Below are 23,510 nucleotides of genomic sequence, written 5' to 3' on the forward strand. Positions count from 1 at the left end.
AATACCCGCGAGAGGCGGGATCAGAGAGAACTTGTCACAAAAGCAATGATTTGCTCGGCCCTTCCGGTTCAAGGCGAAGGAGGGCGACGGCCCGATTCTGTCGGGGCCTGGTTGAGGGCGTTGCGTGAACGCGAACGTTTTACGTGTGCCCGCATCGTCACAATTGCCGTGTCGGGTCTGCAACCTCCGGTGACGGTTTCGCGGAGCCGTCGGGCAGACGGGCCCCGGCGCGATGCCGGGACCCAAGCTTGTACTGTTGCCGGATCGAGCCGTCAGACGAGGTCGAAACGGTCGGCGTTCATCACCTTGTTCCAGGCGGCGACGAAGTCGCGTACGAACTTTGCCTTGGCATCCGCCTGTCCGTAGACTTCGGCGATGGCGCGCAACTGCGAGTTCGAACCGAAGACGAGGTCGATGCGGGTCGCCGTCCGCTTGACGTCGCCGGTTCCGCGGTCGCGCCCTTCGAAGACATCCTTCGCATCCGATGTCGCCGTCCAGGCCGTGCCCATGTCGAGCAGGTTGACGAAGAAGTCATTGCTCAGCGTTTCCGGACGATCGGTGAAGACGCCGTGGGCGGTCTGGCCGTGGTTCGCGCCGAGAACGCGCAAGCCCCCGACGAGCACAGTCATCTCCGGCGCGGTCAGCGTCAGGAGCTGCGCCCGGTCGATCAGCAGCTCTTCCGGCGAAACGGCGTACTGGCCCCGCTGGTAGTTGCGGAAGCCGTCGGCGATCGGTTCGAGAACCGCGAAGGACTCGACATCGGTCTGCTCCTGCGTCGCATCCATGCGTCCCGGCGCAAAGGCAACCTGAATGTCGTGGCCGGCCGCTTTCGCTGCCTTCTCCACGGCTGCGGTGCCGCCGAGCACGATCAGGTCGGCGAGCGACACCTTCTTGCCGCCGGACTGGGCGTCGTTGAAGCCACGCTGGATGCCCTCGAGGACGTCGAGAACCTTCGCCAGCTGCGCCGGCTGGTTGACCTGCCAGTCCTTCTGCGGGGCAAGGCGGATGCGCGCGCCGTTGGCGCCGCCGCGCTTGTCCGAGCCGCGGAAGGTCGAGGCCGATGCCCAGGCCGTCGAAACCAGTTCGGAAACCGAAAGGCCCGAAGCGAGGATCCTGGCCTTGAGGTCGGCGATATCCTCGGCGTCGACGAGCGGATGGTCGACGGTCGGGATCGGATCCTGCCAGATCAGCTCTTCGGCCGGCACTTCCGGGCCGAGATAGCGGGCGCGCGGACCCATGTCGCGGTGCGTCAGCTTGTACCAGGCGCGGGCAAATGCGTCCGCGAAGGCATCCGGGTTCTCGTAGAAATGCCGTGCGACCTTCTCGTAGGCCGGATCGACGCGGAGCGCCAGGTCGGTCGTCAGCATCGAAGGCGCATGGCGCTTCGACTTGTCGTGCGCGTCCGGCACGGTGTTGGCGCCCATGCCATGCTTCGGCGTCCACTGGTGCGCGCCGGCCGGGCTCTTCGTCAGTTCCCATTCGTAGCCGAAGAGGTTCCAGAAGAAGTTGTTGCTCCACTTGGTCGGCGTCGTCGTCCAGGTGACCTCGAGGCCGCTGGTGATGGTGTCGCCGCCACGGCCGCTGCCGTAGGTGCTTGCCCAGCCGAGACCCTGTTCCTCGATGCCGGCAGCTTCCGGCTCGCGGCCGACATTGGCGGCATCGCCGGCGCCGTGGGTCTTGCCGAAGGTGTGACCGCCGGCGATCAGCGCCACGGTTTCCTCGTCGTTCATCGCCATGCGCGCGAAGGTCTCGCGGATGTCACGGGCAGCCGCCAGCGGATCCGGCGTGCCGTTCGGGCCTTCCGGGTTGACGTAGATCAGGCCCATCTGCACGGCGGCGAGCGGGTTTTCGAGGTCGCGGTCGCCCGAGTAGCGCTTGTCGTCGAGCCAGGTCTTTTCCGTGCCCCAGTAGATGTCTTCTTCCGGCTCCCACACGTCGGGGCGGCCGCCGGCAAAGCCGAAGGTCTTGAAGCCCATCGATTCGAGCGCACAGTTGCCGGCGAGGATCATCAGGTCGGCCCAGGAGATGCTGTTGCCGTATTTCTGCTTGATCGGCCAGAGGAGGCGGCGGGCCTTGTCGAGGTTGGCGTTGTCCGGCCAGCTGTTAAGCGGCGCAAAGCGCTGCTGCCCAGCACCGGCGCCGCCGCGGCCGTCACCGGTGCGGTAGGTGCCGGCGCTGTGCCAGGCCATGCGGATGAAGAGCGGGCCATAGTGGCCGAAGTCGGCCGGCCACCAATCCTGCGAATCGGTCATCAGCGCGAAGAGGTCCTTCTTCACCGCCGGCAGGTCGAGTTTCTTGAATTCCTCGGCGTAGTCGAAGGCTTCGCCCATCGGGTCGGACCGCGAGGAGTTCTGGTGCAGGATCTTCAGGTTGAGCTGGTTCGGCCACCAGTCGCGGTTCGAGGTGCCGGCGGATTGAGCGCTCGTCTGGGCTCCGTGCATGACGGGACATTTGCCCGTCTTTTCGGCTTTCGCGTCCATTTTTATCTCCCTTCAAGATGACGTGATTTTTGGATGGGTCAGAGGAAAAGCGCCAGGCGCGCGCCGGCAGTCGGCCGAGCGCGGGGCCCGGAATGTCCTGTGCCGTCGGTGGTTGTCGTTCCGCGAAGCGGTGTCGACACTGGCTGCGTCTCCCTCATTGTGCCGCGGACTCTATCAAAGTGGTTCCATTAATTTAAGTTGGATTTCCTGATTGTGACGATAAGGCAATCCTATGGCTAATGGACGCGGCTCCGCAGGTGCATGCTTGCAGCCCTCCATGCATTTTTGATGACGTGCGACCGTTTGCCGATTGCAGCCGTTACAAGAAAATTGTTGCACTGCACTCCCGCCAAACTTGCGGAAGAAAGCGCCAATGGTTAGTCACAGCGCAACGACTCAAGAGCTTTCTATTTTTCGCGTGATGAAAGGACAGACATCGTGGCTGAGACAGATACGAAGACCGGTAGTGGCCGCCGCAAGGCGCTCTGGGCTGCAGTCGCGGTGATCGCGATCGCGGCTGCCGGCGTGGCCGGCGGCAAGTTCATGCTTGAAAAGGCGGTCGGGACGTTCATCGCCGAGCGCGGCGGCAAGGCCGGCTCGGTTGAGGCGGATTTCTTCGGCCGCATCCATCTGCGCGACGTCACGCTGCCTTTCGCCGATGGCGTCAGCGCGCGCATCGCGGCAATCGACGGCCGCCCGAAGATCTTCTCTCTGAGCGGCAAGCTCGACGTGAAGGGCCTGGAGCTCGATCTCAAGGCCGCCAAGCTTTCCGTGCCTGCGGCGACGCTTGAAGATCCCGACTTTTTCGCCGCCGGCCTGACCGCAAGCGGGGAAAAGGCTGATCTGCTGAAGCGCATCGAGCGTTTCGCGGCAAAGCAGGTCTCTGCGCCGGAAGTCGCCGTCGTTCAGAACGTTGCAGGCGCCGAGCAGAAGACGGTCTACAAGGATGTCCGGCTCGAGGATATCGCCAGCGGCCGCGTTGCGCGCTATTCGGCGAGCGGCGCCACGTTCGCCTTTTCCATGGATATTCCTGACGGTGAAGGGGCAACGAAGCGGGAGAAAATGGACGGCACCATGGGCGCCGTCACCGGTGAGAGCTTCGATGTGGCCTACATGGCCCGCATCTATACGCAGAAGGCCGGCCCTGAGGACAAGGAGCCGAAGCTGCTCTACGGCCCGATCTCGGTAAAGAACCTTGCCTTTGCCGACAGCAAGTCGCGTTTCGGCTATGACGAAGTGCGCAGCAGCGGCCTCAGTGTCCGCATGCCGACCGAGCCGCTTCTCGAAACGCTCGAGAAGCTCCAGGCGGTCAGCGACCCGGAAGCCCTGCCGCCGGCGGAACGCCAGGCATTCTTCAAACGCATCCTTTCGCTGGTCGACATGCTGGCAAAGGGCGACATGGAACTGCTCGGCCTGAAGATGGAAGTGCCGGAGCAGCAAAGCGCCGAAGGCAAGCTCGTGAAGCTCGCCGTCGACAAGATGGCGTTCCAGCTCAACGGCCGCAGTTTCGATGGCACGATGAACGGTGTCACCGCGGGCGAGGGAACCGACTACTTCAAGTTTGCCGAAGCCAGCATCAAGGGTTTCTCCTGGGCTCCGACCATGGAGGCGCTGACGAAGCTTGCGGGCCTGAAGGAGGAGGAGTTCGAGACCTTCCCCTACACCACGCTGATGCCCGAATTCGGCACGATCAAGATCGCCGGGCTCGACGTGGACATGCCCGGCAGCGACCCGGCAGCGGTGACGGACAGCGAAACCGTCGAGGACGAGAGCGCGATCGAAACCGAGGTCGATCCGTCGGCCAGCGCCGAACAGGCGCTGGAAGCCGAGCAGGTGCCGGATCAAGCGACGGACGGCGAAGCCGCCAGCGATGCGGCGATCCCGGACGATGCGGCAGAAGCCTCGACGTCCGAGGCGCCTGCAGAGCAGTCGGCGGATGAAGCCACCGATGGCGAAGCCGCGAGCGACGCGGAGATCGCCGGTGAAGTGGCGGAAGACCCGATGGCGGAGGCGCCGGTGGAGCAGTCGGCAGTGCCGTCCGTTCCGGAACGCGTTCGTTTCACGCTCGACACCTATGAAGTCGCGCTGACGAAACCGCGCAACGGCATTCCGACGGATGTCCGCGTCAGCTACCGCGATCTCAGCGTTCCGATCCCTGCGGACACGCAGGAGGAGGGCTTCAAGATGCTGCGCAAGATCGGCCTCGACAAGCTGGTCTTCTCGTCCAACGTCGAACTGTCGTGGGATGAGCCCAACGAGAACTTCGTCATCAAGCAGATTTCGCTTGATGGCAAGGACATGGGCAGCCTCTCCTTCTCCGGCGTCATGGGAGGCGCTTCGGAGGACTTCTTCTCCGGCGACCTGAATGCGGCGCAGATCGCGATGTTCGGTCTTACCGCGCGCGAAGTCACGCTCAAGCTCGAGGACAAGGGCATCATGGCCAAGGGCATCAAGCTCTATGCCGAAGATAACCACATGACCGAGGACAGCGTTCGCGGCCTGCTCGTGTTGATGACCAGCGCCGGCGTGCAGCATTTTGCCGCCACGCAGCCGAAGCTGCAGGACGCCGCAACGGCGTTCACCCAGTTCATCAGCAAGCCCGGCACCTTCACGCTGAAGGTCAAGGCCAAGGATGAAGCCGGCGTCGGCGCGCTCGAACTGATGGGCGCTGCTGAAAACCCGGCGCTTCTGCTCGAGCAAGTCGATATCGAAGCGAAGGCGCAGTAAAAAATCGACCGCGGGCCGCATCGTCTGCTGCGGCCCGCCTTGCTTCAGCCTATGGGCGCCTGAAGGAAATCCCGAAGCGCCATCAATTCTTCCTGCCCGATCTCGTGTCCGCCCCTGATGTAGAGGGCCCCGACATCCGCTTTCTGCCCCGCAAGATAGTCGACCAGTTGCTCGGTGAGTGCCAATGGGCGGGCCGGATCGTCCTGGCCGCCGGTGACGAGGATCCGTTTGCCCTGAAGTTCGGCGTTGCCGGGCGGCACCCACGATACGAGGGGATGCAACAGCGCGGTTCGCTCGAACAGATCAGGATATTTGACCAGGAGTGCGGCGAGTTGGGTCGCGCCGGTGGCGTAGCCTATGCCATAGACGGCTTGGCGCGGATGCAGCCGCCGCCTGTTGCCGATCGAGCGCGCCAGGTCTTCCACGGAAGCTGCGAGTGCCCGCATATTGCATAAGCCGTCGCCGATCGCAGATGAGCGCGCGGCGTCGCTTTCGCTTGCGCCTTGGTTGACGACAACCAATTGGGAACCCGGCAGCGTATGGGCGATCAGTTGGGCGACCGCATCGTTCGGAGCGGGGTCGCAGAACGCGAACACGACCGGCGCGTCGGGGCTGAACGGTTCTCTCTGTTCGCTGGACGATGAGAATGTCATGTTTGCCGCTCCCTTCTGGGAGACCGAAGGGCCGAGGTGGCAGCATTCACGCCTGCCTGATCTCTGCCAGCACCCATGTGCTTCTCCCGATGAAAGGATCGGCGCATTCATAACCAAAATGAATAGCAATAATATTGACAATATTATTTCATTTTCAGAAATTATAATGCATGAGCGATTTGAGCGATATCCGGGTTTTCCTGGCGGTGGCAAAGCAGCGGAGCTTTACCGCCGCGGCGCGTCAGCTTTCGATGACGGCGCCAAGCGTCACGCGCGCCGTCAGTGCCTTGGAAGCGGATCTCGGCGTTCAGTTGCTGCTGCGTACAACACGCCAGGTCTCGTTGACCTCTGCCGGTGCGGTCTATGCGGCGCGCATCGAGCCCTTGATCCACCAGTTCGACGAGGCGCACGAGGACCTGCGTGAGCAGCACGGCGATGTCGCCGGGCTGATCCGCCTCAATGCGCCGCTGTCGCTCGGCCAGCATATCCTGCCGGACATTGTCACCGGCTTTCGCGCCGAGCATCCGGGCACGCGCATTTCGCTGTCCCTGACCGACCGGCTGATCGATATCGTAACTGAGGATTTCGACCTTGCGGTGCGGGTGTCGGAGCCGCCACGCGACAAATCGACGATCTGGCGACGGATCTGTCCCGTGCGGCGCGTGCTCGTTGCCTCGCCCGGCTACCTCGCCAGGTTCGGAACCCCGCAGACGCCGGATGATCTCGATCGTCACGGTTGCCTTGCCTATGATGGAGAGGCGGTGGCGGAGACCTGGGAACTCTCGTCCGAAGGCCGGACGCGAAAGGTGAGGGCGGGCCAGTCGCTCGCCGCCAACAACGGCGAATTCGTTGCCAGGCTTGCTGAGAACGGCGAGGGCATCGCGCTTCTGCCGCTCTTCATCGTCGAGGACGCGCTGGCGCGGGGCGCGCTGGTTCAGATCCTCAACGGGTGGGAGGCGCCGCAGCTGTGGCTGACCCTGTATTATCCGCCCTATGAACGGCTGCCGCTCAGGGTTGCCAAGTTCTCCGATTTCTTCGAGAGCTACGTCACCGAGACGCGGCCGCTTTGAAGCGGCTGGATCATGCGGCAGGACCTCAAAACAGCGCCGTTTGCGGCCAAATGTGAGCAAAGGATACAAGAAATCACCGGCAGCACACCCCATGTTTTCCTGGATATGAGCGGTAATGGCGAGATGCCCCCTTGCGTCGGGTCTTTCGCGTATCGAAGCGGATTGCACGCGTGCAGTGAATTCCATCGCCAGAAGGCGGGGGTGGACGAAAGATGACAGAGCCAAGTGGCATTGGAGCGTATTTCGGCGAGCCGAAGGCGCCGTTTCTCATGGCGCGACCGGTACGGGACGCCCGGTTTTCGGTGACGCGTCTGCAGTGCCGGCTGAACGGAGAACTGAGCCGCATCGTATCGCTACCGGCCGACGACGCCTATTTCCTGATGTTCTACTTCAAGGATGTCATGCACTGTGACTTGGTGCCGGGCGAAAGCGAAGGTGACATTCGCCACTACCGGCAGGGGTCGATCTGTCTCGTCGATCTCGCTGAGGGCGCCAGTATCCGGCTTGTCAGCGATCTCGATTCCCTCGCCTTCCATCTGCCGCGCGCCTTGTTTCGTGAAGTCTGCGAGTTTTCGCATGCTCCGGCCGCCACTAGTCTCAGGTGCCGTCGCGGCGAGGTCGACGACGTCATGCACAATCTCGCCTTGGCTCTGTTGCCGCTTCTTGCCGAGGGCGAGGGGCAACCGGGTGCGGTGTTGCAGCACATCGCTGTCGCCATCTGCGCGCATCTTCTGCATTCCTACCCGGATCGCGCCCTTGCATCCGGCGGGCCCGGTCTCTCCGTATGGCAGGAGAAGGCGGCCAAGGACTTCATGATCGACCATTGGGCCAAGGACTTTTCGTTTGCGTCAGCAGCGGCGTCTGCGAACCTTTCGGAGGCGGATTTCGCCGCGGCTTTCGCATCCGTGACCGGCCAGACGCCGCAAGAGTGGTTGATGCGCTTCCGGATCGGTCGCGCCAAGCGCTATCTCATCGAAGAGGGATGGTCGGTGGGCAAAACCGCCGCCAGTTGCGGCTATGCAGACGAGGCCCGGTTCATCGAAGCCTTTCGCGAGGTGACGGGCGTGACGCCCGCCGTCTGGCGCGCGCGCTGGCTGCAGTGAGGGTATGATGCTGACCTTTGACGCTCGGCGATGCATCGCTGGATTCGCCTCTTCATTGCGACAGTCAACCGTTGTAGCATCCGCCCGGCCGCTGAAGCGGGTGGCTGAGCTGGAAATCGGGAGACCCTGACCGATGGCCTTGCAAGAGGGAATGAGCGCAGACGAACGCACACCGCGTCCTATCGTCAAGCGGATCAGCGCCGGCGACATTACCGTCACGAGGACCTTTTCGGATCGCTTCGATCTGGAAGTCGGGCCGCTGATCCCGGTCGCCGATGCCTTCAACGTCATTGTCCAGATGCGTGACTTCGAGGCGCACCGCCTGTGGCGGCGCGGCGAACTCGTTTACGAGGGTGGGCACCCGAAGGCCTCGCTTGCGATCACCGACCTACGCGACCAATGGCAGTGCCATCATTTGTCGCCCTTCGACAATGTCCGCTTCCACATCCCCTTTGCCTCGATGCGCAGCTTCACTGAAAGGGCCGGGCGCGGCGAATATGTGTCGCTTTCTCCCGTACAGGGGCGTGTGGATCCCGTCATGTTCGGCCTTGCCCAGGCGCTGCTGCCTTCGCTCGACGAGCCGGACCGGGCCAATCTGCTGTTCGTCGAACAGATCAATCTTGCCGCATTGGCCCACCTCAGCCAGGCCTATGGTGGCCTGCACTTCCCCGTCGACAAGAAGGGGACGCTGGCGCCATGGCAGGAGAGGCTGGCGACGGAATTTCTGGTCGCCCATTTCAACAGGCCGTTCTCGATCGGCGATCTCGCCGCCCAGTGCGAGCTATCGCGCAGCTATTTCAACAAGGCCTTCAAGGAGAGCTTCGGGCGCACACCGTCCAGGTGGCTGTCCGAGTATCGGATCGCGCGGGTCAAGGAGTGTCTGCTTCAGGACACGCCCCTTGCTGAAATCGCAATCCATTGCGGCTTTGCCGACCAGAGCCACATGACCCGCGTTTTCACGAGCCAGACGGGGGAGACGCCGGCGCGCTTCCGGAAAAAGAACAGGTCGGTCATCGTCGCTGTGGACCGACCTCCGCAATAACGTGGAAAGAGGGCGCGCCCTCATGCAAAATTTTCAAAACAGATGAAAAACGTGCAAGAATGATGCGGCGACCGGGGCAATCATAGGGCCGCTCCTGCAAACGATTTGGTGAACCCCAGAGTGAATCCCGTGCATGGTTTCCATGCGCACGCCGATCCGCATTCTTCGTTTTCGTCATCGCGGCAGGAAGCTTTGCGAATGGTTTCGACATATAGGAGCGAAGACGATGACGAATGTTTCCGCTGCCTCGGCCGGAACGCGACCGCGCGACAGTCTCGGATGCTCGCTCGACCAGCTTGATGACGACAGGACGATCGAAGGCCGCGACATGGTCTTCCACCGCAAGCGGTCGACAGCGGGACCGCCGGGCCAGGTCAGGACCCCTGGCAACGGGCGGGGTTATCTGATCGGCCTGTCGCTTGTCGGCGGCCATAGTCGCCGGGTTTTCGGAGCGCACCACTCAGCGATCCAGGAGTTCAGCCAAAACTCGGTCTACGTCAGGAATTTTGTTGACGACTACAAGGCCGATCTCAAAGGGTCGTTCGATTTCACCTTGCTCGAAATCGGCCACGGTGCGCTCGAGCGCATCGCAGATGCGGCAAATGCTTCCGGCGTCAGCGAGCTTCGGTCCGTTTCTGGCTCGCCCGATCCTGTTCTCGGCGGCATGCTCGGCGCCTTGTTTGCGTCGGTGGACGGCTATACGGATCGAAGCGCGCTGTTTGTCGACCAGCTCTCGGTGGCGATCGGCGTGCATATGGTCCGGCAGTACGGTAATGGCCGTGGCGAGAGCCAGGCCGGAGGACGCAGGCTTTCGCAGCGCTGCCAGGCAAAGATCCGCGATCTGGTGCAATCCCGTCTGGATGGCGAGCTGACCGTCGAGGAACTGGCTGCGACCTGCAACCTGTCGCAGGCGGCTTTTCTGCGTGCCTTTCGCGAGACCATGGGCAGCACGCCCTATCGTTGGCTGCTGCAGCAAAGGATCGAAAAGGCCAAGGATCTGCTGCAGTTCTCGCCCACATCCTTAAGTGAAATTGCGGTCGTCTGCGGCTTTTCGGACCAGAGCCACTTTACCCGGGCCTTTGCGCAGGCCGCGGGTGCCACGCCACGCCAGTGGCGGCGCAGCCGGCAGTCGTAACCCTCTGAAACTACACGCGCCCTGCTGGCTGAAGGCGAGCGGAATTTTCAAAAATCCACCTTTGGCGACAAGAACGGGTTGCCGGTCGGCGGCATAGTTGGGCCTCTCCAATCGGAGTTCAGTTTCAACAGTAAGAGGTCACGACCATGTCTGCGACAGCGACCCCCGGCAAACTCCTCGTCTCGCCCAAGGACCACACCCTGATCATGATCGACTTCCAGTCTCAGATGTCTTTTGCGACCAAGTCGATCGACGCGGTGCTCCTGCGCAACAACGCAGCACTCGTCGCCAATGCGGCGGCAGGTTTCGGCGTTTCGACCATCCTCACGACGGTTGCCGAAAAGACCTTCTCCGGCCCGATGTTCTCCGAGATCACCGATGCCTTCCCGGGCCAGAAACTGCTGGACCGCACCTCGATGAACACCTGGGAAGACGCGGCCGTGATCGAAGAGGTCAACCGCATCGGCAAGAAGCGCCTCGTCATGTGCGGGCTGTGGACCTCGGTCTGCATCGTCGGCCCGACACTTTCGGCGCTCGACCAGGGCTTCGAGGTCTATGTCATCGCCGACGCCTGCGGCGACGTTTCGGACGAGGCGCACGAGCGGGCGATGGACCGCATGGTGCAGGCCGGCGTCCGGCCCATGACCTCGCTGCAATACATGCTCGAGCTGCAGCGTGACTGGGCGCGCACCGAGACCTACGACATGACCACCGGCATCGCCAAGAAGTTCGGCGGCTCGTACGGCCTCGGCATCATCTACGCCAAGTCGATGTTCGGCGCGTCCGAAGGCCACTGACAGAACGCCTCCGCGCTCCAGATTAACGTTCTGGCCGCCGCGCTGCGGCCGGAGCGGCACCTCTATCCCGTGAAGGAGTTGTGGCGATGAAAATGTACCTTCTCTCGCTCGGAGCCGGGCTGCTCGTCGGCGTCATCTATGCGCTGCTCAATGTCCGCTCGCCGGCGCCGCCAGTCATCGCGCTGATCGGTCTGCTCGGCATTCTCATCGGGGAGCAATCCGTGCCCCTGGTCAAGCGCGCCCTCTCGGGTGAGCCGGTCAACCTCTCCTGGTTCAATCGGCAGTGCATGCCGCATGTGTTCGGCCATCTGCCCGGCGGGCAGGCCGCGGCTGGCGTGATGAAGGATGCAGTCGGCAACGACGAGAGGGCCTGACGATGCCGACAAGACGCTCGTTCCTCGGTGCAGCCTCGTCGCTGGCGCTGCCCGCGCTCTTCTCGTCGGCCCGTACCGCCGGCGCCCAACAGACCGGAGATACCTCGATGACGCCCGACCTGATCCTTCACAACGGCCTCGTGACGACGCTTGACCGCGCCAATCCCACTGCCACCGCCGTTGCCGTCAAGGATGGCCTGATCCTCGCTGTTGGTGACGACAGGACGATCATGGCGCTGGCGGGCTCAGGCACAAAGACGATCGACCTCAAGGGCAAGCGCGTCCTGCCGGGCTTGAACGACAACCATACCCACGTCGTGCGCGGCGGCCTCAACTTCAACATGGAGCTGCGCTGGGACGGCGTACGCTCGCTCGCCGATGCTATGGACATGCTGAAGCGGCAGGTGGCGATCACGCCGGCGCCGCAATGGGTGCGCGTCGTCGGCGGCTTCACCGAGCACCAGTTCGCCGAAAAGCAGCTGCCGACGATCGACGAGATCAATGCGGTCGCGCCCGATACGCCGGTGTTCCTGCTGCATCTCTACGACCGGGCTCTGCTCAACGCCGCGGCGCTCCGCGCAGTCGGCTACACCAGGGACACGCCGAACCCGCCGGGCGGAGAGATCACGCGCGATGCCCGCGGCAACCCGACCGGGCTGCTCTTGGCCAAGCCCAATGCCGGCATCCTTTATTCGACGCTTGCCAAGGGGCCGAAGCTGCCCTTCGACTACCAGGTCAATTCGACCCGCCACTTCTTGCGCGAGCTCAACCGGCTAGGCGTTACCAGCGTCATCGACGCCGGCGGCGGCTTCCAGAACTATCCGGATGACTATGCCGTCATCCAGAAGCTCTCGGACGAGGGCCAGATGACGGTGCGGCTGGCCTATAACCTCTTCACCCAGAAGCCGAAGCAAGAGAAGGACGACTTCCTGAAATGGACGTCGTCGGTCAAATACAAGCAGGGCAACGACTACTTCCGCCACAACGGTGCCGGCGAGATGCTGGTGTTTTCCGCCGCCGACTTCGAGGACTTCCGCGAGCCACGCCCGGACATGCCGCCGGAGATGGAGGGCGAACTCGAAGAGGTCGTACGCATTCTTGCCGAGAACCGCTGGCCCTGGCGACTGCATGCCACCTATGACGAGACGATCACCCGTGCGCTTGACGTCTTCGAGAAGGTCAACCGCGATATCCCGCTTGAGGGCATCAACTGGTTCTTCGACCATGCCGAGACGATCTCCGATCGCTCGATCGACCGGATCGCCGCCCTTGGCGGCGGCATCGCCGTGCAGCATCGCATGGCCTATCAGGGCGAGTATTTCGTCGAGCGTTACGGCCATGGCGTCGCTGAAGCAACGCCACCGGTGGCCAAGATGTTGGCAAAGGGCGTCAACGTCTCCGCCGGCACCGACGCGACCCGCGTCGCCTCCTACAATCCCTGGGTTTCGCTGTCGTGGATGGTGACCGGCAAGACCGTCGGCGGCCTGCAGCTCTACCCGCGCGCCAACTGCCTCGACCGCGAAACGGCGCTTCGGATGTGGACCGAAAAGGTGCAGTGGTTCTCCAACGAGGAAGGCAAGAAGGGGCGGATCGAGAAGGGACAGTTCGCCGACCTGATCGTGCCGAACAAGGATTTTTTCAACTGCGCCGAGGACGAGATTTCGTTCCTGACCTCGGAACTGACCATGGTCGGCGGCAAGATCGTCTATGCGGCCGGCGACTTCGCCGCCCACGACGAGAACCCGGTGCCGCCGGCAATGCCTGACTGGTCGCCGGTTCGCACCTTCGGCGGCTATGCCGCCTGGGGTGAGCCCGAGGGCGCCGGCAAGCGCTCGCTCCGGCGCACCGCGATCACGTCCTGCGGCTGCGCCAGCGACTGCGGCGTCCATGGTCACGATCATGCCGGCGCCTGGACGTCGAAATTGCCGATCGCCGACCTCAAGGGCTTCTTCGGCGCACTCGGCTGCTCCTGCTGGGCGGTGTAGCGGAAGGGAGGCGCAAAATGCGAACGATAGCCGGCAGCGTGGCGATGGCCGCGATTGCGCTCCTGATCAACGCATCGCTCGGACCGGAGCATGCCTCGGCCTCGCCGACCGAAGGCCTCCGGCACCCCTCTGCGAAAGTCGTCGTGAACCATCCGCCGGCAAAGCACGGAGCCTACTACCAGGGCATATCCCAGAGCGCGATCACGCCTTTGAAGTGGCCGAAAACCCGATGAGGGCGGCCTTGCCGCCCATCAAGCCGAAGACCGCCTGACAAGGAAACGAAAGATTGAGCCACTCTTCCCTCGAAAACCATCTCGCCGCGCGCCTTCGACCGGGCCGTTCCGGCAACCCATTCATGTTCGTCGGATTGCTGGCCCTCTGCTCGGCCTACATTCAGGGGCCTTTGACGAAGATCTTCGACTTCCCCGGCGCGCTTGCCGAGATGGAGCATTTCGGCCTCCATCCGGCGCCGCTCTTTGCGGTCGGCGTCATCGTTTTTGAGCTTGGGATGTCGGCTCTCGTTCTCTCGGGCTTTTATCGCTGGGCGGCGGCAGGCGCGCTTGCGGCCTTCACGCTCGCCGCGACCGTGCTTGCCTTCCGCTTCTGGGAGCTGCCGCCCGGCATGGAGCGTGCGATGGCGACAAACGGCTTCTTCGAACATATCGGCCTTGCAGGCGCCTTCGTGCTCGTTGCACTCTATGATCTGAGCGAACGTGCATTCACGGGGAGGGGCGGCCAATGACGCAGGCAGCGACCAACAACGCCGGCACCTTCGCGCCCTTGCGCCAGAAGGTCTTCGCCGTGCTCTGGGTGGCGACGATCATCGGCAATACCGGCAGCTTCATCCGCGATGTCGCCAGCTCCTGGCTCGTCACCGACCTGTCGGCAACCCCCGCTGCCGTCTCGATGATCCAGGCGGCCGCGACGCTGCCGATCTTCCTGCTCGCCATTCCCGCCGGCGTTCTCTCCGATATTCTCGACCGCCGCAAATTCCTGATCGTCGTACAGTTCCTGCTCGCCTCCGCGAGCCTTTGCCTGTTGTTTCTCTCCGCAAGCGGACTGCAGTCGGTGACCTCGCTGATTGCGCTGACCTTCGTCGGCGGCATCGGCGCAGCGCTCGTTGCCCCCACCTGGCAGGCGATCGTGCCGGAACTCGTGTCGCGGCCGGACGTCAAGGGCGCGGTCGCGCTGAACTCGCTCGGCATCAACATCTCCCGCGCGATCGGCCCGGCGCTTGGCGGTCTGCTGCTCGCCTGGTTCGGCGCGGCCGTCACCTACGGGGTCGACGTCATCAGCTATGTCTTCGTCATTGCCGCCTTGGTCTGGTGGCGGCGGCAGGTGCCGGAGGACGACGCGCTCGCCGAGCGTTTTCTCGGCGCCTTCCGCGCCGGGCTGCGCTATGCGCGCGCCAGCCGCGAGCTGCATGTGGTGCTTTTGCGTGCAGCCGTGTTCTTCGCCTTTTCAAGTGCGATCTGGGCGCTGCTGCCGCTGGTCGCCCGCCAGCTTCTCGGCGGTGGCGCCAGCTTCTACGGCATCCTGCTCGGCGCGGTCGGCGCCGGCGCGATCGGTGGCGCGCTGTTGATGCCGCGGTTGCGCGCGCGAATGGATGCCGACGGGTTGCTGCTGTTGTCGGCGGTTCTGACTGCCGCCGTCATGGGTGTGCTTTCCTTCGCACCGGCGCAATGGGTGGCAGTCGCCGCACTGCTCGTCTGCGGTGCGGCCTGGATCACGGCATTGACGACGCTGAACAGCACCGCGCAAGCGATCCTGCCCAACTGGGTGCGCGGCCGCACGCTCGCCGTCTACCTGACCGTCTTCAATGGCGCGATGACCGGCGGTAGCCTTGCTTGGGGCGCGACAGCCTCCGCGATCGGTGTGCCCTTCACGCTGGCCGTTGCGGCCATCGGCCTTCTCTGCGTCGGCTTCGCCTTCCACGCCATGAAGCTGCCGAAAGGCGAGGCGGATCTCATTCCTTCCAACCATTGGCCGGAGCCGCTGACAAGCGAGCTGGTCGAACACGACCGCGGACCGGTTCTCGTCCTGATCGAATATACGATCGACAAGGCGGATCGGTCCGAGTTCCTGAAGGCGCTTGCCCGCCTGTCGCATGAGCGGCGGCGCGACGGCGCCTATGGCTGGGGCGTGACCGAGGACGCGGCCGATCCCGGGCGCCTCGTTGAATGGTTCATGGTGGAATCCTGGGCCGAGCACCTGCGCCAGCACAAGCGCGTGTCCAAGGCCGATGCCGACATTCAGGACGACGTCCGCCGCTACCACAAGGGGCCGGCCGCACCGGTCGTCAACCACTTTCTCGCGATCAACCATCCCCATCTCGGTTGACGCGGACCGCAAGTCCCGGCGCGGATCCCGCGTCGGGGGCCAGATCTCGAAGACATGTACCCAACCCAAACAAAGGAACCGTTCCCATGACCGAGAACTTCGTCAGGACTGAAGACGGCGTCGATATCTTCTACAAGGATTGGGGCTCGGGCCAGCCCATCGTCTTTCACCACGGCTGGCCCCTGTCGGCGGACGACTGGGACGCGCAGATGCTCTATTTCGTCAACAAGGGCTTTCGCGTCATCGCCCACGACCGCCGTGGTCATGGCCGTTCGACGCAGGTAAGCGAGGGCCACGACATCGCCCATTATGCGAAGGACGTTGCGGCGGTGACCACCAAGCTCGGCCTCAGCGATGCCATCCACATCGGCCACTCCACCGGCGGCGGCGAAGCGGTGGCGTATGTGGCGCGTCATGGCGGCGGCCGGGTTTCCAAGCTGATCATCGTCGGCGCCGTGCCGCCGATCATGGTCAAGACGGCGAACAATCCGGGCGGCCTGCCGATCGAAGTGTTCGACGGCTTCCGGGCGGCGCTTGCTGCCAATCGGGCGCAATTCTTCCTCGACGTTCCGAGCGGTCCGTTCTACGGCTACAACCGGCCGGGTGCCGAAGCGTCGCAGGGCGTCATCCGCAACTGGTGGCGCCAGGGCATGATGGGCAGCGCCAAGGCGCACTACGAAGGCATCAAGGCCTTCTCGGAAACCGACTTCACCGAAGACCTGAAGGCGATCGACGTGCCGACGCTCGTGATGCACGGTGACGACGACCAGATCGTGCCGATCGACGACAGCGCGCGACTGGCGGTGAAGCTGCTGAAGAACGGCACGCTCAAGGTCTACGAGGGTTATCCACATGGCATGTTGACAACCCATGCCGATGTCATCAATCCCGACCTGCTCGCCTTCATTAAGGCCTAAAGCTCGGGCACGGTCCGCGGTGTCCGGGTATTGCGGACCGTGCCGGGACAACGCTACTGCATGGTTCCCTATTCATCGCCGGTTTTGCGGAAGGAACATGCAGCGCTTCGAAGCGCTACAGCGCCCTCTATGCGCCGCAAAGGCGCGCGGCGCTGTAGTGCCGGCGCCGCATCGACAACGGCGCGCAGCCGTAGCTGTCACCAGCAAATCATCGTCAGTGGTTTCAGCGCGCCCGCTTCGGCCGGCGAACCGCCCGGACGACGCCGCTCGGGCCGCCGCCACAGAAGAAGCGTTCGCCGCCATCGGATTCCAGGCCCGAGACGCCCATTCCGGACGGCATGGCGACCGTTTCAAGCACGGCTCCCGTTTGCGGATCGATGCGCCTGAGATCGCTTTCGTCGCCTTCCCAGGTGCCGTGCCAGAGTTCGCCGTCGACCCAGGTCACCCCGGTCACCACGCGCTTGGATTCGATCGTGCGCAGGATTGCGCCGTTCTCGGGATCGATCTGATGAATTTTGCGGCCCCGATGCTGCCCGACCCAAAGCGTGCCCTCGGCCCAGGCAAGGCCGGAATCGCCGCCGCCGCCCGGTGCCGGGATCGTTGCGAGGATTTTCCCGGTTTCCGGATCGATCTTCTGGATGCGATCTTCGGCAATCTGGAAGAGGTGCTTGCCGTCAAACGCGGTGCCGGCATGGGCGGCGACGTCGATCGAACGGACAGGCGCACCGTTTTCCGGGTCGAAGGCGTTGATCGTGTCACCGGCGGCAAACCACACGTTGCGGCCGTCGAAGGTGACGCCGTGGACCTGGTCTGCCCCGGGGAACGGGCCATAGATGTGGATGATTTCGGCTTCGGATCTTTTCATGGGGTTGATCCTATTCGTTTGGCAAAGGGCCGGGGAGTAACAACACTGTCGGGAATGCGGCAATGGGCGGCACGACCCAGCGCCGTGCCCGCCCGCGCCCGATCGGTATGACCTTGCCTTGCGAGGCGAGCTCTTCGAGGGCCCGCTGCACGGTGCGCGCGCTGGCGTCGAGCGCGATCGCGAGCGCCGAACTCGACCAGGCCTCGCCATCCGCCAGCAGCGCCTGCATGGTCGCATGCCGCTCGTCGACGGGCGGCGCAAGGACGACAACCTCGTGCTTGCCGTGCGGCACCAGCCGAAAGCCGTCGCTCGTCGCCTTGATATCTGCAAGCGGGCGCAGTTCCTCGCGCAGCCGGCCGATTTCGACGCGCAGCCTTGCCCGGTGGGATTCGTCGACATGCCGTGCGCCGAAGGCGCGGGCAAGCAAGGTGCGCCGCGAGACATCTCCCGGCCAGGCTTCGCCAAGCGTGCGCGCCAGCGCAAAGAGCACCGGCCGGGTGGCAAGCGTGCACAGGGTCGCTTGTCTTCTGACGAGGTTCCGGCAGGCATCGACGACCAGGGCGCCGGAAGCAAGCAGCTCTTCGACCTCGCCCAGCTGCAGCGAACGCTCTTCCCCGTCCGCCATCAGGCGGGCAGCCGGCGCTTTGAGCACGGCGGCCGCGTTTTCGACTTCGAGGATCAGGGCGGGAATGCCAGTCGCCCGTGCCGCCTCATCTGCGCGCCCGAAGGCGGCGGTGGCGGCTTCGGTCCGCAATCGGCGCACGGCGATGCCGGCGAGCGCCAGTTCGTGGGCGGCCTTCGACAGTGGTGTCAGCCGAGCCGCATCGATGCCGGCAAGAAGGTCCTCGGCTTCGTCCAGCCGGCCGATCAAGAGTAGCCGCCGCGCGCCGAGATTGCGGGCGTGGGCGGCGTTGAGGTGGTCGCCATGGGCTTCGAGCGTCGAGCGGGCGGCGTCGAGCGCCCGCATCGGCCAGGAGAGGTCGCGGGAGACGATGGCGATCTCCGCCTCGGCGACGATGCACCGGGCCCGCGCCACCGCTTCCTTGGGGCCGAAGGCGCGCGCGGCGTTTTTCAGCAGGACCTTTGCGCGGGTGAAGTCGCCAAGTTGGGCCATGGCGATGCCGCGTAGCGCCAGAGCCGGCGGATCGTCGCGCAGCGCCACCCGCTTCAGCGCGCCGAGCGGATCGCCCGACGCCAGTGCGCGTGCTGCGGCCGTGATCAGCGAATCCATCGAAATCCCGTCACACTTGTCACTCCCGCAAGCCGTGTTCCAACCTTTATCTATCTCTCCGGTGGCAACCGACAACAGAAAGAAGCTTGGTCGCACAATCAAGCAGAAACACTCGGGCAAGCAGAAACAGTCGGCGTGTGCCTTGAAGGCTGCATCGAAGGTGAATCTGCAACTATTATGAAATTCTTTCGGAGCTCCTGTCGGCTCGGTGCCGGCGCGAGCGTCTTTCAATCGGGCGGATGCGGGGGGATGTCCCAGGTACGGTCCGCCGCGCGATCAGATTGCACAATTTGTCGGCGTGGCCGAACGTTCGGCCGGGCGGCTCGAAGGAGATTGCAATGACCAATTCGCATTACCGTTGGGTCATCGTGGCGGCGGGCGGCTTGCTCGGCTGCCTGGCGATCGGCGCCATGTTTTCGCTTCCGGTGTTCCTGCTGCCGATTTCGCGTGATACCGGTTGGTCGGTGACCGGCGTTTCGAGCGCCATGACCATCGGCTTCCTGGCCATGGCCTTTGCCAGCATCGCCTGGGGCAGCCTTTCCGACCGGTGGGGCGCACGCCCGATCGTGCTCATTGGCTCGGTGCTCCTGGCTGTCAGCCTGATGGCGGCAAGCTGGGCGACCTCGCTGATCGCCTTCCAGATCCTCTTCGGTGTCGTCGTCGGCACGGCGACGGCCGCGATCTTTGCGCCGATGATGGCCTGCGTCACCGGCTGGTTCGACACGCATCGAAGCCTCGCGGTCTCGCTCGTGTCTGCCGGCATGGGCATGGCGCCGTTGACGATGTCGCCTTTTGCCGCCTGGCTGGTTTCCGCCTACGACTGGAGAACCGCTCTCCAGATCATCGCGCTCGTCGTCGCCGTGATCATGATCCCGGTCTCGTTCCTCGTTCGCCAGGCGCCGGCCCTTGCCGGCGGCGTTGCCGCGGCCTCGCCCGAGGAAGAGCCGCAGTCGTCGATGACGACCAGCCAGGTGCTGAAATCGCCGCTCTTCATCATCCTGCTCCTGACCAACTTCTTCTGCTGCGCCACCCATTCCGGCCCGATCTTCCACACGGTGAGCTACGCGATCACCTGCGGCATTCCGGTCATGGCGGCTGTGTCGATCTACAGCGTCGAAGGGCTCGCCGGCATGGGCGGCCGCGTCGTCTTCGGCCTGCTCGGTGACCGCTTCGGCGCCAAGCGCGTGCTGGTTCTCGGATTGCTCGCCCAGGCCTTCGGGGCGCTTGCCTATGTCTTTGCCGCCGGGCTCGGCTCGTTCTATGCGGTCGCGGCCCTGTTCGGCTTCATCTATGCGGGCGTCATGCCGCTTTATGCGGTGCTTGCCCGTGAGAACTTCCCGCTGCGGATGATGGGGACGGTGATCGGCGGAACGGCCATGGCTGGCAGCCTCGGCATGGCGACGGGACCGATTGCCGGTGGTCTGATCTATGATGCGCTGGCGAGCTACACCTGGCTCTATATCGGCTCCTGGGGCATCGGCCTCGGCGCGTTCCTGATCGCGCTCACCTTCCGGCCGGCGCCACGCTACCAGCCGGTGGCGGCCGCGGCCTGATCCGAGCGCTGACCGCGAGAAAAAGGGCTCCGCCTGGGAAGGGGAGCCCTTGGGTCATTCTAATTCCAATCAGTCCGTCTTAGCGCTCATCTATCCGGACGGTTCGCGCACCGACATGCAGCGCCCGTCCTGCGCCCATTCCCATGATCGCCACGCCGATGCCGAGCGCGATGAAGAGAATGGCGCTGGCGGCGAAGCTGCCGGTCCAGCTGCGGATGAAGCCGACAAGTAGCGGACCAATGGCGGCAAGCACGTAGCCGACGCCCTGGGCCATGCCGGAGAGATGCGCCGCCACGTGGGAATCGGGCGAGCGCAACACGATGAGGGTCATCGCCGCGGCAATGAGGCCGCCCTGGCCAATCCCTTGCAGAACGGCCCAGACGAGCACCGTCGAGAGCGGCGCAAAGAGGATGCCGATCAGCGCGATGACGGCAGCGGCGACGAGCGCCACGCAGACGGCGCGCTGGTCGCGGCGACGGACGGCGAAGGACGGCACGAGCAGGCACGTGACGACCTGCATCATGATCGAGGCGGAGACGACCGCACCGGCGGTTGCGGCATCGAGGCCACGCTCACGCAGGATCGGGGCCATCCAGCCGAAGACGCAATAGGCGAGCGCGGATTGCAGCCCCATGAACAGGGTCACCTGCCAGGCGAGCCGATCGCGCCAGAGGCCGACGACGCGGAAGCCGCTGTGGCGGGCTTGCGCCTTGCCGCGCAGCGCCTGCGGCGCCCAGATCATCAGCACGATGAGGGCGGGTACCGCCCAGGCCGCAAGCGCGCCGGACCAGGAGCCGACCACATGGTGTTCGATCGTTAGCGTCAGGCCCGCGGCACTGGCAGCACCGGCACACAGCGCCATGGTGTAGAGCCCCGTCATCATCGCGGCCCGGTCGGGAAAGTCACGCTTGACAAGGCCGGGAAGCAGCACGTTGCCGATCGCGATCGCCGCACCCGCGGCAAATGTCGAAAGGAAAAGCAACGGCACGGATTGGACGCCGCGCAGACCCGTGCCGAGCGTGAGCAGGACGAGCACCCCGAGAAGCGTGCGTTCGGCGCCGAAGCGCTGCGCGAGCTTCGGCGCAAGCGGCGCGAAGAGGCCGAGGCAAAGCACGGGCAGGGTGGTGAGCACGCTGGCGCTTGCGGTGGAAACGCCGGTCGCCTGCATCACTTCGGGCAGCAGTACCGAGAGGCTCGAAAAGAGCGGCCGAAGGTTGAAGGCGATGAGCACGAGGCTGGCGCCCAAAAGGATGCGGGCGTTGCGGCTCAGCACCGGCGGCTGCGGGGCTGGCACGCTGTCGGCCTCGGCATCGATCAGCTGATCTTCGATGTCCAGAGGTTCGACGGCTTCGGTTTTGTGGGGGTCGCGAAAAGTCTGGTTCATTGGGAAAGTAGCCGATCAAGTTCAGCGAGGACGGGGGCCATAAACGCCCGAACGGCGGCCGCGGCCGTGTCCGGGTCACTGGTCGCTATGGCCTCGACGATAGCCGCATGCGCCCGGTCGTCCGGCTCCGGCAGGTCGCCCGACAGCGTCGAGTGGATGGTTTCGAGAATGGCCGAGGTGAAAAAGTCATAGAGCTCGACGATCGCCCTGTTGCCGGAGGCTTCGACGATCGACCGGTGGAAGGCGATGTCGCGTCGGCCGAAGGTCTCACGCCCGCCATCGGCAACCGTGCCGCGGGCGAGAAGAAGGCGCTTCATCTGTTCCAGGTCCTTGGGCGTATGCCGGAGCGCCGCCAGGCGGGCGGCTTCCACGTCGAGGGCCGCGCGCGCCTCCCACTGGTCGCGCAGGCTCGCCCGCTTGACGCGGTCAAGCGCGCCGGAGCTGTCGACCGTCGAGCGGACATAGGTGCCGGAGCCCTGGCGGGCGTCGAGCAGCCCTTTCGAGATCAGGACGCGAACGGCCTCCCGCACGGTCCCGCGGCTCACCGCCAGGAGTTCCGTCAGCGCCGTTTCGTTGGGTATGCGCTCGCCAATGGCCCAGCGGCCGCTGAGGATTTCCGCCCGCAGGCTTTCGGCAGCGCTCTCGGCAAGGCTGGTACGATTGATCGGCTGCATCGTCTACTCATCAAGTCATCAGATGATTTTACCGATAAGGCGAGGCGTTCGGAGAGTCAAGCGTGACGAGAGAGAGAGAGAGAGAGAGAGAGAGAGAGAGAGAGAGAGAGAGAGATAGCGGGTGCACGACTGGTCTCGGCGACCGGATTTGTCGGCGGCTGGTGCGTGAGCCTTAGCTTCGCAGAACGGCAGTCGCGCGCCGGTGGGGCGCACGATGCTCAGGCTTTAACTACGGGAACGGGTTCCCGGCACGGTGCGATCTCAGTTGAGCCTGAGATCGAGGCCGGGGTGCAGCTTCTTGAGGTTCGGCAGCGATTTCGACTGCCACGGGATCTCCGAGGTTCCGCGCACCGTCAATTGCACGTTCGGGCGGTTGCGTGCCTCGATCGTCAACTTGGCGAGCAGGTTGATCCCGGACGAGTTCAGGAACTGCAGTTCGGTGAGGTCGATCGTGACGTGCTCAGGCTCGGTCTCCAGCACGCCCATCACCGTCGAGAAGATCGGCGCATAGGCTTCCGTTCCCGGCAGCCGCATCGTGCCTTCAAAATGAATATCGTTGCCTTCGGACCAAACGCGATACTCTTCTTCGTCCTTGTTTTCCATGTTCACCGGCTCATCAGTTCGAGAGGTCTGGGACCGCAATGGAGGCATAAGTCTCCAATGAGGTTTCGCCGTCGTCACCCTGGGCACCAAAAACCCAAGCGAAACGAACGCCATAATCGCTCATCAGCGTCAAAAGACCAAGCCCCGAGCCGCTCTTGCCGAGCCCGGTTGCGTTGGCTTCGATGCGCTCGATGAGCAAGTCGCCCGGGTCGCCGTCGGCGATCTCGGACAAAAGATCCTGGAAGCGCGCGGCCGCTTCGTTGTCGATCACGTTCGACACTTTCGTGCGGAAGCTTTGCGCCTCGAGGGCGGCCTCGACGACTACGGACCCGGAAGCGCGGAACTTCACGGCATTCTCGACCAGTTCGTTGGTCAGGTAGCCGATGTTGTGGCGCACTTCCCGATAGGTGTTGCGCGACGCGCGGTAGCGCAGCGCCGCCAGTTCCGCGACGAAATCCGAAGCCATGGCGCAATGCTTCCAGCTGAGATCCAGCGGCCCGTCGTAGAGACGCAGCCGGGTCATCTTCTGGTGGGCGCCGATCGTCAGGTCCGCCAGTCCGTAGAGCGTGGTCATCTG

The 23,510-nt window shown here is 64.2% G+C and carries 21 protein-coding genes; 13 read left to right on the forward strand and 8 right to left on the reverse strand.

The annotated features are described in order from the left end of the window. Window positions 1-272 precede the first annotated feature (272 nt). Window positions 273-2,480 (reverse strand): catalase/peroxidase HPI, encoded by a 2,208-nt coding sequence (gene katG / locus ACIQUG_RS11600; RefSeq protein ID WP_402321330.1) that lies wholly within the window; start codon window positions 2,478-2,480, stop codon window positions 273-275. Between the two features lie 438 nt (window positions 2,481-2,918). Here katG and ACIQUG_RS11605 point away from each other — a divergent pair, with 438 nt between their 5' ends. Continuing rightward, window positions 2,919-5,207, forward strand: coding sequence for a hypothetical protein (locus ACIQUG_RS11605; RefSeq protein ID WP_402321333.1), 2,289 nt, complete (start codon window positions 2,919-2,921; stop codon window positions 5,205-5,207). 44 nt (window positions 5,208-5,251) lie between these two features. On the opposite strand, the gene ACIQUG_RS11610 is transcribed toward ACIQUG_RS11605, so the two are convergent. Continuing rightward, complete coding sequence (locus ACIQUG_RS11610; protein WP_402321336.1) at window positions 5,252-5,860, reverse strand: alpha/beta hydrolase; 609 nt, start codon at window positions 5,858-5,860, stop codon at window positions 5,252-5,254. Window positions 5,861-6,030: 170 nt separating this feature from the next. Here ACIQUG_RS11610 and ACIQUG_RS11615 point away from each other — a divergent pair, with 170 nt between their 5' ends. The 11 genes from ACIQUG_RS11615 to ACIQUG_RS11665 all read left to right on the forward strand — a co-directional run bounded on the left by ACIQUG_RS11615 (window position 6,031) and on the right by ACIQUG_RS11665 (window position 16,623). After that, on the forward strand, window positions 6,031-6,930 hold the full coding sequence (locus ACIQUG_RS11615; RefSeq protein WP_402321338.1) for a LysR family transcriptional regulator: 900 nt from the start codon (window positions 6,031-6,033) through the stop codon (window positions 6,928-6,930). A gap of 212 nt (window positions 6,931-7,142) precedes the next feature. Next, on the forward strand, window positions 7,143-8,033 hold the full coding sequence (locus tag ACIQUG_RS11620; protein ID WP_402321341.1) for a helix-turn-helix transcriptional regulator: 891 nt from the start codon (window positions 7,143-7,145) through the stop codon (window positions 8,031-8,033). Between the two features lie 133 nt (window positions 8,034-8,166). Beyond that, complete coding sequence (locus ACIQUG_RS11625) at window positions 8,167-9,075, forward strand: helix-turn-helix domain-containing protein (RefSeq protein ID WP_402321343.1); 909 nt, start codon at window positions 8,167-8,169, stop codon at window positions 9,073-9,075. A gap of 226 nt (window positions 9,076-9,301) precedes the next feature. Then, window positions 9,302-10,210 (forward strand): helix-turn-helix domain-containing protein, encoded by a 909-nt coding sequence (locus ACIQUG_RS11630; protein ID WP_402321346.1) that lies wholly within the window; start codon window positions 9,302-9,304, stop codon window positions 10,208-10,210. A gap of 146 nt (window positions 10,211-10,356) precedes the next feature. Beyond that, window positions 10,357-11,007 (forward strand): hydrolase, encoded by a 651-nt coding sequence (locus ACIQUG_RS11635; RefSeq protein ID WP_043623178.1) that lies wholly within the window; start codon window positions 10,357-10,359, stop codon window positions 11,005-11,007. A gap of 86 nt (window positions 11,008-11,093) precedes the next feature. Beyond that, window positions 11,094-11,381: a XapX domain-containing protein gene (locus ACIQUG_RS11640; RefSeq protein ID WP_402321350.1), complete on the forward strand. Its 288-nt coding sequence runs from the start codon at window positions 11,094-11,096 to the stop codon at window positions 11,379-11,381. 2 nt (window positions 11,382-11,383) lie between these two features. Next, a complete protein-coding gene (locus tag ACIQUG_RS11645) occupies window positions 11,384-13,366 on the forward strand; it encodes an amidohydrolase (RefSeq protein ID WP_402321353.1) in 1,983 nt (660 codons plus the stop codon). A 17-nt stretch (window positions 13,367-13,383) separates the two neighbouring features. Then, window positions 13,384-13,599, forward strand: a complete 216-nt coding sequence (locus ACIQUG_RS11650; RefSeq protein WP_402321356.1) for a hypothetical protein — start codon at window positions 13,384-13,386, stop codon at window positions 13,597-13,599. A gap of 122 nt (window positions 13,600-13,721) precedes the next feature. Continuing rightward, a complete protein-coding gene (locus tag ACIQUG_RS11655; protein ID WP_402323011.1) occupies window positions 13,722-14,108 on the forward strand; it encodes a DoxX family protein in 387 nt (128 codons plus the stop codon). Further along, window positions 14,105-15,706, forward strand: a complete 1,602-nt coding sequence (locus ACIQUG_RS11660) for an MFS transporter (RefSeq protein ID WP_402321358.1) — start codon at window positions 14,105-14,107, stop codon at window positions 15,704-15,706. Before ACIQUG_RS11655 ends, ACIQUG_RS11660 begins: the two co-directional genes overlap by 4 nt. Before the next feature lie 86 nt (window positions 15,707-15,792). Then, window positions 15,793-16,623 (forward strand): alpha/beta fold hydrolase, encoded by an 831-nt coding sequence (locus tag ACIQUG_RS11665; protein WP_192449436.1) that lies wholly within the window; start codon window positions 15,793-15,795, stop codon window positions 16,621-16,623. A 223-nt stretch (window positions 16,624-16,846) separates the two neighbouring features. On the opposite strand, the gene ACIQUG_RS11670 is transcribed toward ACIQUG_RS11665, so the two are convergent. Together ACIQUG_RS11670 and ACIQUG_RS11675 are read right to left on the reverse strand one after the other, a co-directional pair. Continuing rightward, on the reverse strand, window positions 16,847-17,488 hold the full coding sequence (locus tag ACIQUG_RS11670) for a DUF5074 domain-containing protein (protein ID WP_205236840.1): 642 nt from the start codon (window positions 17,486-17,488) through the stop codon (window positions 16,847-16,849). Between the two features lie 10 nt (window positions 17,489-17,498). Beyond that, entirely contained in the window at window positions 17,499-18,719 is a 1,221-nt protein-coding gene (locus ACIQUG_RS11675) for a helix-turn-helix domain-containing protein (protein ID WP_402321362.1), read from the reverse strand. A 338-nt stretch (window positions 18,720-19,057) separates the two neighbouring features. Here ACIQUG_RS11675 and ACIQUG_RS11680 point away from each other — a divergent pair, with 338 nt between their 5' ends. Further along, the gene (locus tag ACIQUG_RS11680) at window positions 19,058-20,272 is read left to right on the forward strand and encodes an MFS transporter (RefSeq protein ID WP_402321364.1); all 1,215 of its coding nucleotides are present in this window, start codon (window positions 19,058-19,060) and stop codon (window positions 20,270-20,272) included. A gap of 79 nt (window positions 20,273-20,351) precedes the next feature. On the opposite strand, the gene ACIQUG_RS11685 is transcribed toward ACIQUG_RS11680, so the two are convergent. The 4 genes from ACIQUG_RS11685 to ACIQUG_RS11700 form a co-directional block, all read right to left on the reverse strand. Beyond that, entirely contained in the window at window positions 20,352-21,656 is a 1,305-nt protein-coding gene (locus tag ACIQUG_RS11685) for a CynX/NimT family MFS transporter (RefSeq protein ID WP_402321367.1), read from the reverse strand. Then, the gene (locus ACIQUG_RS11690) at window positions 21,653-22,330 is read right to left on the reverse strand and encodes a FadR/GntR family transcriptional regulator (protein ID WP_402321370.1); all 678 of its coding nucleotides are present in this window, start codon (window positions 22,328-22,330) and stop codon (window positions 21,653-21,655) included. Before ACIQUG_RS11690 ends, ACIQUG_RS11685 begins: the two co-directional genes overlap by 4 nt. Window positions 22,331-22,591: 261 nt before the next feature. After that, complete coding sequence (locus ACIQUG_RS11695; protein ID WP_043624455.1) at window positions 22,592-22,933, reverse strand: slr1659 superfamily regulator; 342 nt, start codon at window positions 22,931-22,933, stop codon at window positions 22,592-22,594. Between the two features lie 13 nt (window positions 22,934-22,946). Next, complete coding sequence (locus tag ACIQUG_RS11700; RefSeq protein WP_043624452.1) at window positions 22,947-23,507, reverse strand: slr1658 superfamily regulator; 561 nt, start codon at window positions 23,505-23,507, stop codon at window positions 22,947-22,949. Between the last annotated feature and the right edge of the window lie 3 nt (window positions 23,508-23,510).

The organism is Ensifer sp. NPDC090286, assembly GCF_044769565.1.
GTDB lineage: Bacteria > Pseudomonadota > Alphaproteobacteria > Rhizobiales > Rhizobiaceae > Ensifer.

Coding starts and splice junctions, on each gene's coding strand:
- ACIQUG_RS11675 (WP_402321362.1), bottom strand. CDS start 18,719: ATGGATTCGCTGATCACGGCCGCAGCACGCGCACTGGCGTCGGGCGAT.
- ACIQUG_RS11645 (WP_402321353.1), top strand. CDS start 11,384: ATGCCGACAAGACGCTCGTTCCTCGGTGCAGCCTCGTCGCTGGCGCTG.
- ACIQUG_RS11700 (WP_043624452.1), bottom strand. CDS start 23,507: ATGACCACGCTCTACGGACTGGCGGACCTGACGATCGGCGCCCACCAG.
- ACIQUG_RS11650 (WP_402321356.1), top strand. CDS start 13,384: ATGCGAACGATAGCCGGCAGCGTGGCGATGGCCGCGATTGCGCTCCTG.
- ACIQUG_RS11695 (WP_043624455.1), bottom strand. CDS start 22,933: ATGGAAAACAAGGACGAAGAAGAGTATCGCGTTTGGTCCGAAGGCAAC.
- ACIQUG_RS11660 (WP_402321358.1), top strand. CDS start 14,105: ATGACGCAGGCAGCGACCAACAACGCCGGCACCTTCGCGCCCTTGCGC.
- ACIQUG_RS11620 (WP_402321341.1), top strand. CDS start 7,143: ATGACAGAGCCAAGTGGCATTGGAGCGTATTTCGGCGAGCCGAAGGCG.
- ACIQUG_RS11640 (WP_402321350.1), top strand. CDS start 11,094: ATGAAAATGTACCTTCTCTCGCTCGGAGCCGGGCTGCTCGTCGGCGTC.
- ACIQUG_RS11655 (WP_402323011.1), top strand. CDS start 13,722: ATGTTCGTCGGATTGCTGGCCCTCTGCTCGGCCTACATTCAGGGGCCT.
- ACIQUG_RS11625 (WP_402321343.1), top strand. CDS start 8,167: ATGGCCTTGCAAGAGGGAATGAGCGCAGACGAACGCACACCGCGTCCT.
- ACIQUG_RS11680 (WP_402321364.1), top strand. CDS start 19,058: ATGACCAATTCGCATTACCGTTGGGTCATCGTGGCGGCGGGCGGCTTG.
- ACIQUG_RS11615 (WP_402321338.1), top strand. CDS start 6,031: ATGAGCGATTTGAGCGATATCCGGGTTTTCCTGGCGGTGGCAAAGCAG.
- ACIQUG_RS11685 (WP_402321367.1), bottom strand. CDS start 21,656: ATGAACCAGACTTTTCGCGACCCCCACAAAACCGAAGCCGTCGAACCT.
- katG (WP_402321330.1), bottom strand. CDS start 2,480: ATGGACGCGAAAGCCGAAAAGACGGGCAAATGTCCCGTCATGCACGGA.
- ACIQUG_RS11635 (WP_043623178.1), top strand. CDS start 10,357: ATGTCTGCGACAGCGACCCCCGGCAAACTCCTCGTCTCGCCCAAGGAC.
- ACIQUG_RS11610 (WP_402321336.1), bottom strand. CDS start 5,860: ATGACATTCTCATCGTCCAGCGAACAGAGAGAACCGTTCAGCCCCGAC.
- ACIQUG_RS11630 (WP_402321346.1), top strand. CDS start 9,302: ATGACGAATGTTTCCGCTGCCTCGGCCGGAACGCGACCGCGCGACAGT.
- ACIQUG_RS11670 (WP_205236840.1), bottom strand. CDS start 17,488: ATGAAAAGATCCGAAGCCGAAATCATCCACATCTATGGCCCGTTCCCC.
- ACIQUG_RS11665 (WP_192449436.1), top strand. CDS start 15,793: ATGACCGAGAACTTCGTCAGGACTGAAGACGGCGTCGATATCTTCTAC.
- ACIQUG_RS11690 (WP_402321370.1), bottom strand. CDS start 22,330: ATGCAGCCGATCAATCGTACCAGCCTTGCCGAGAGCGCTGCCGAAAGC.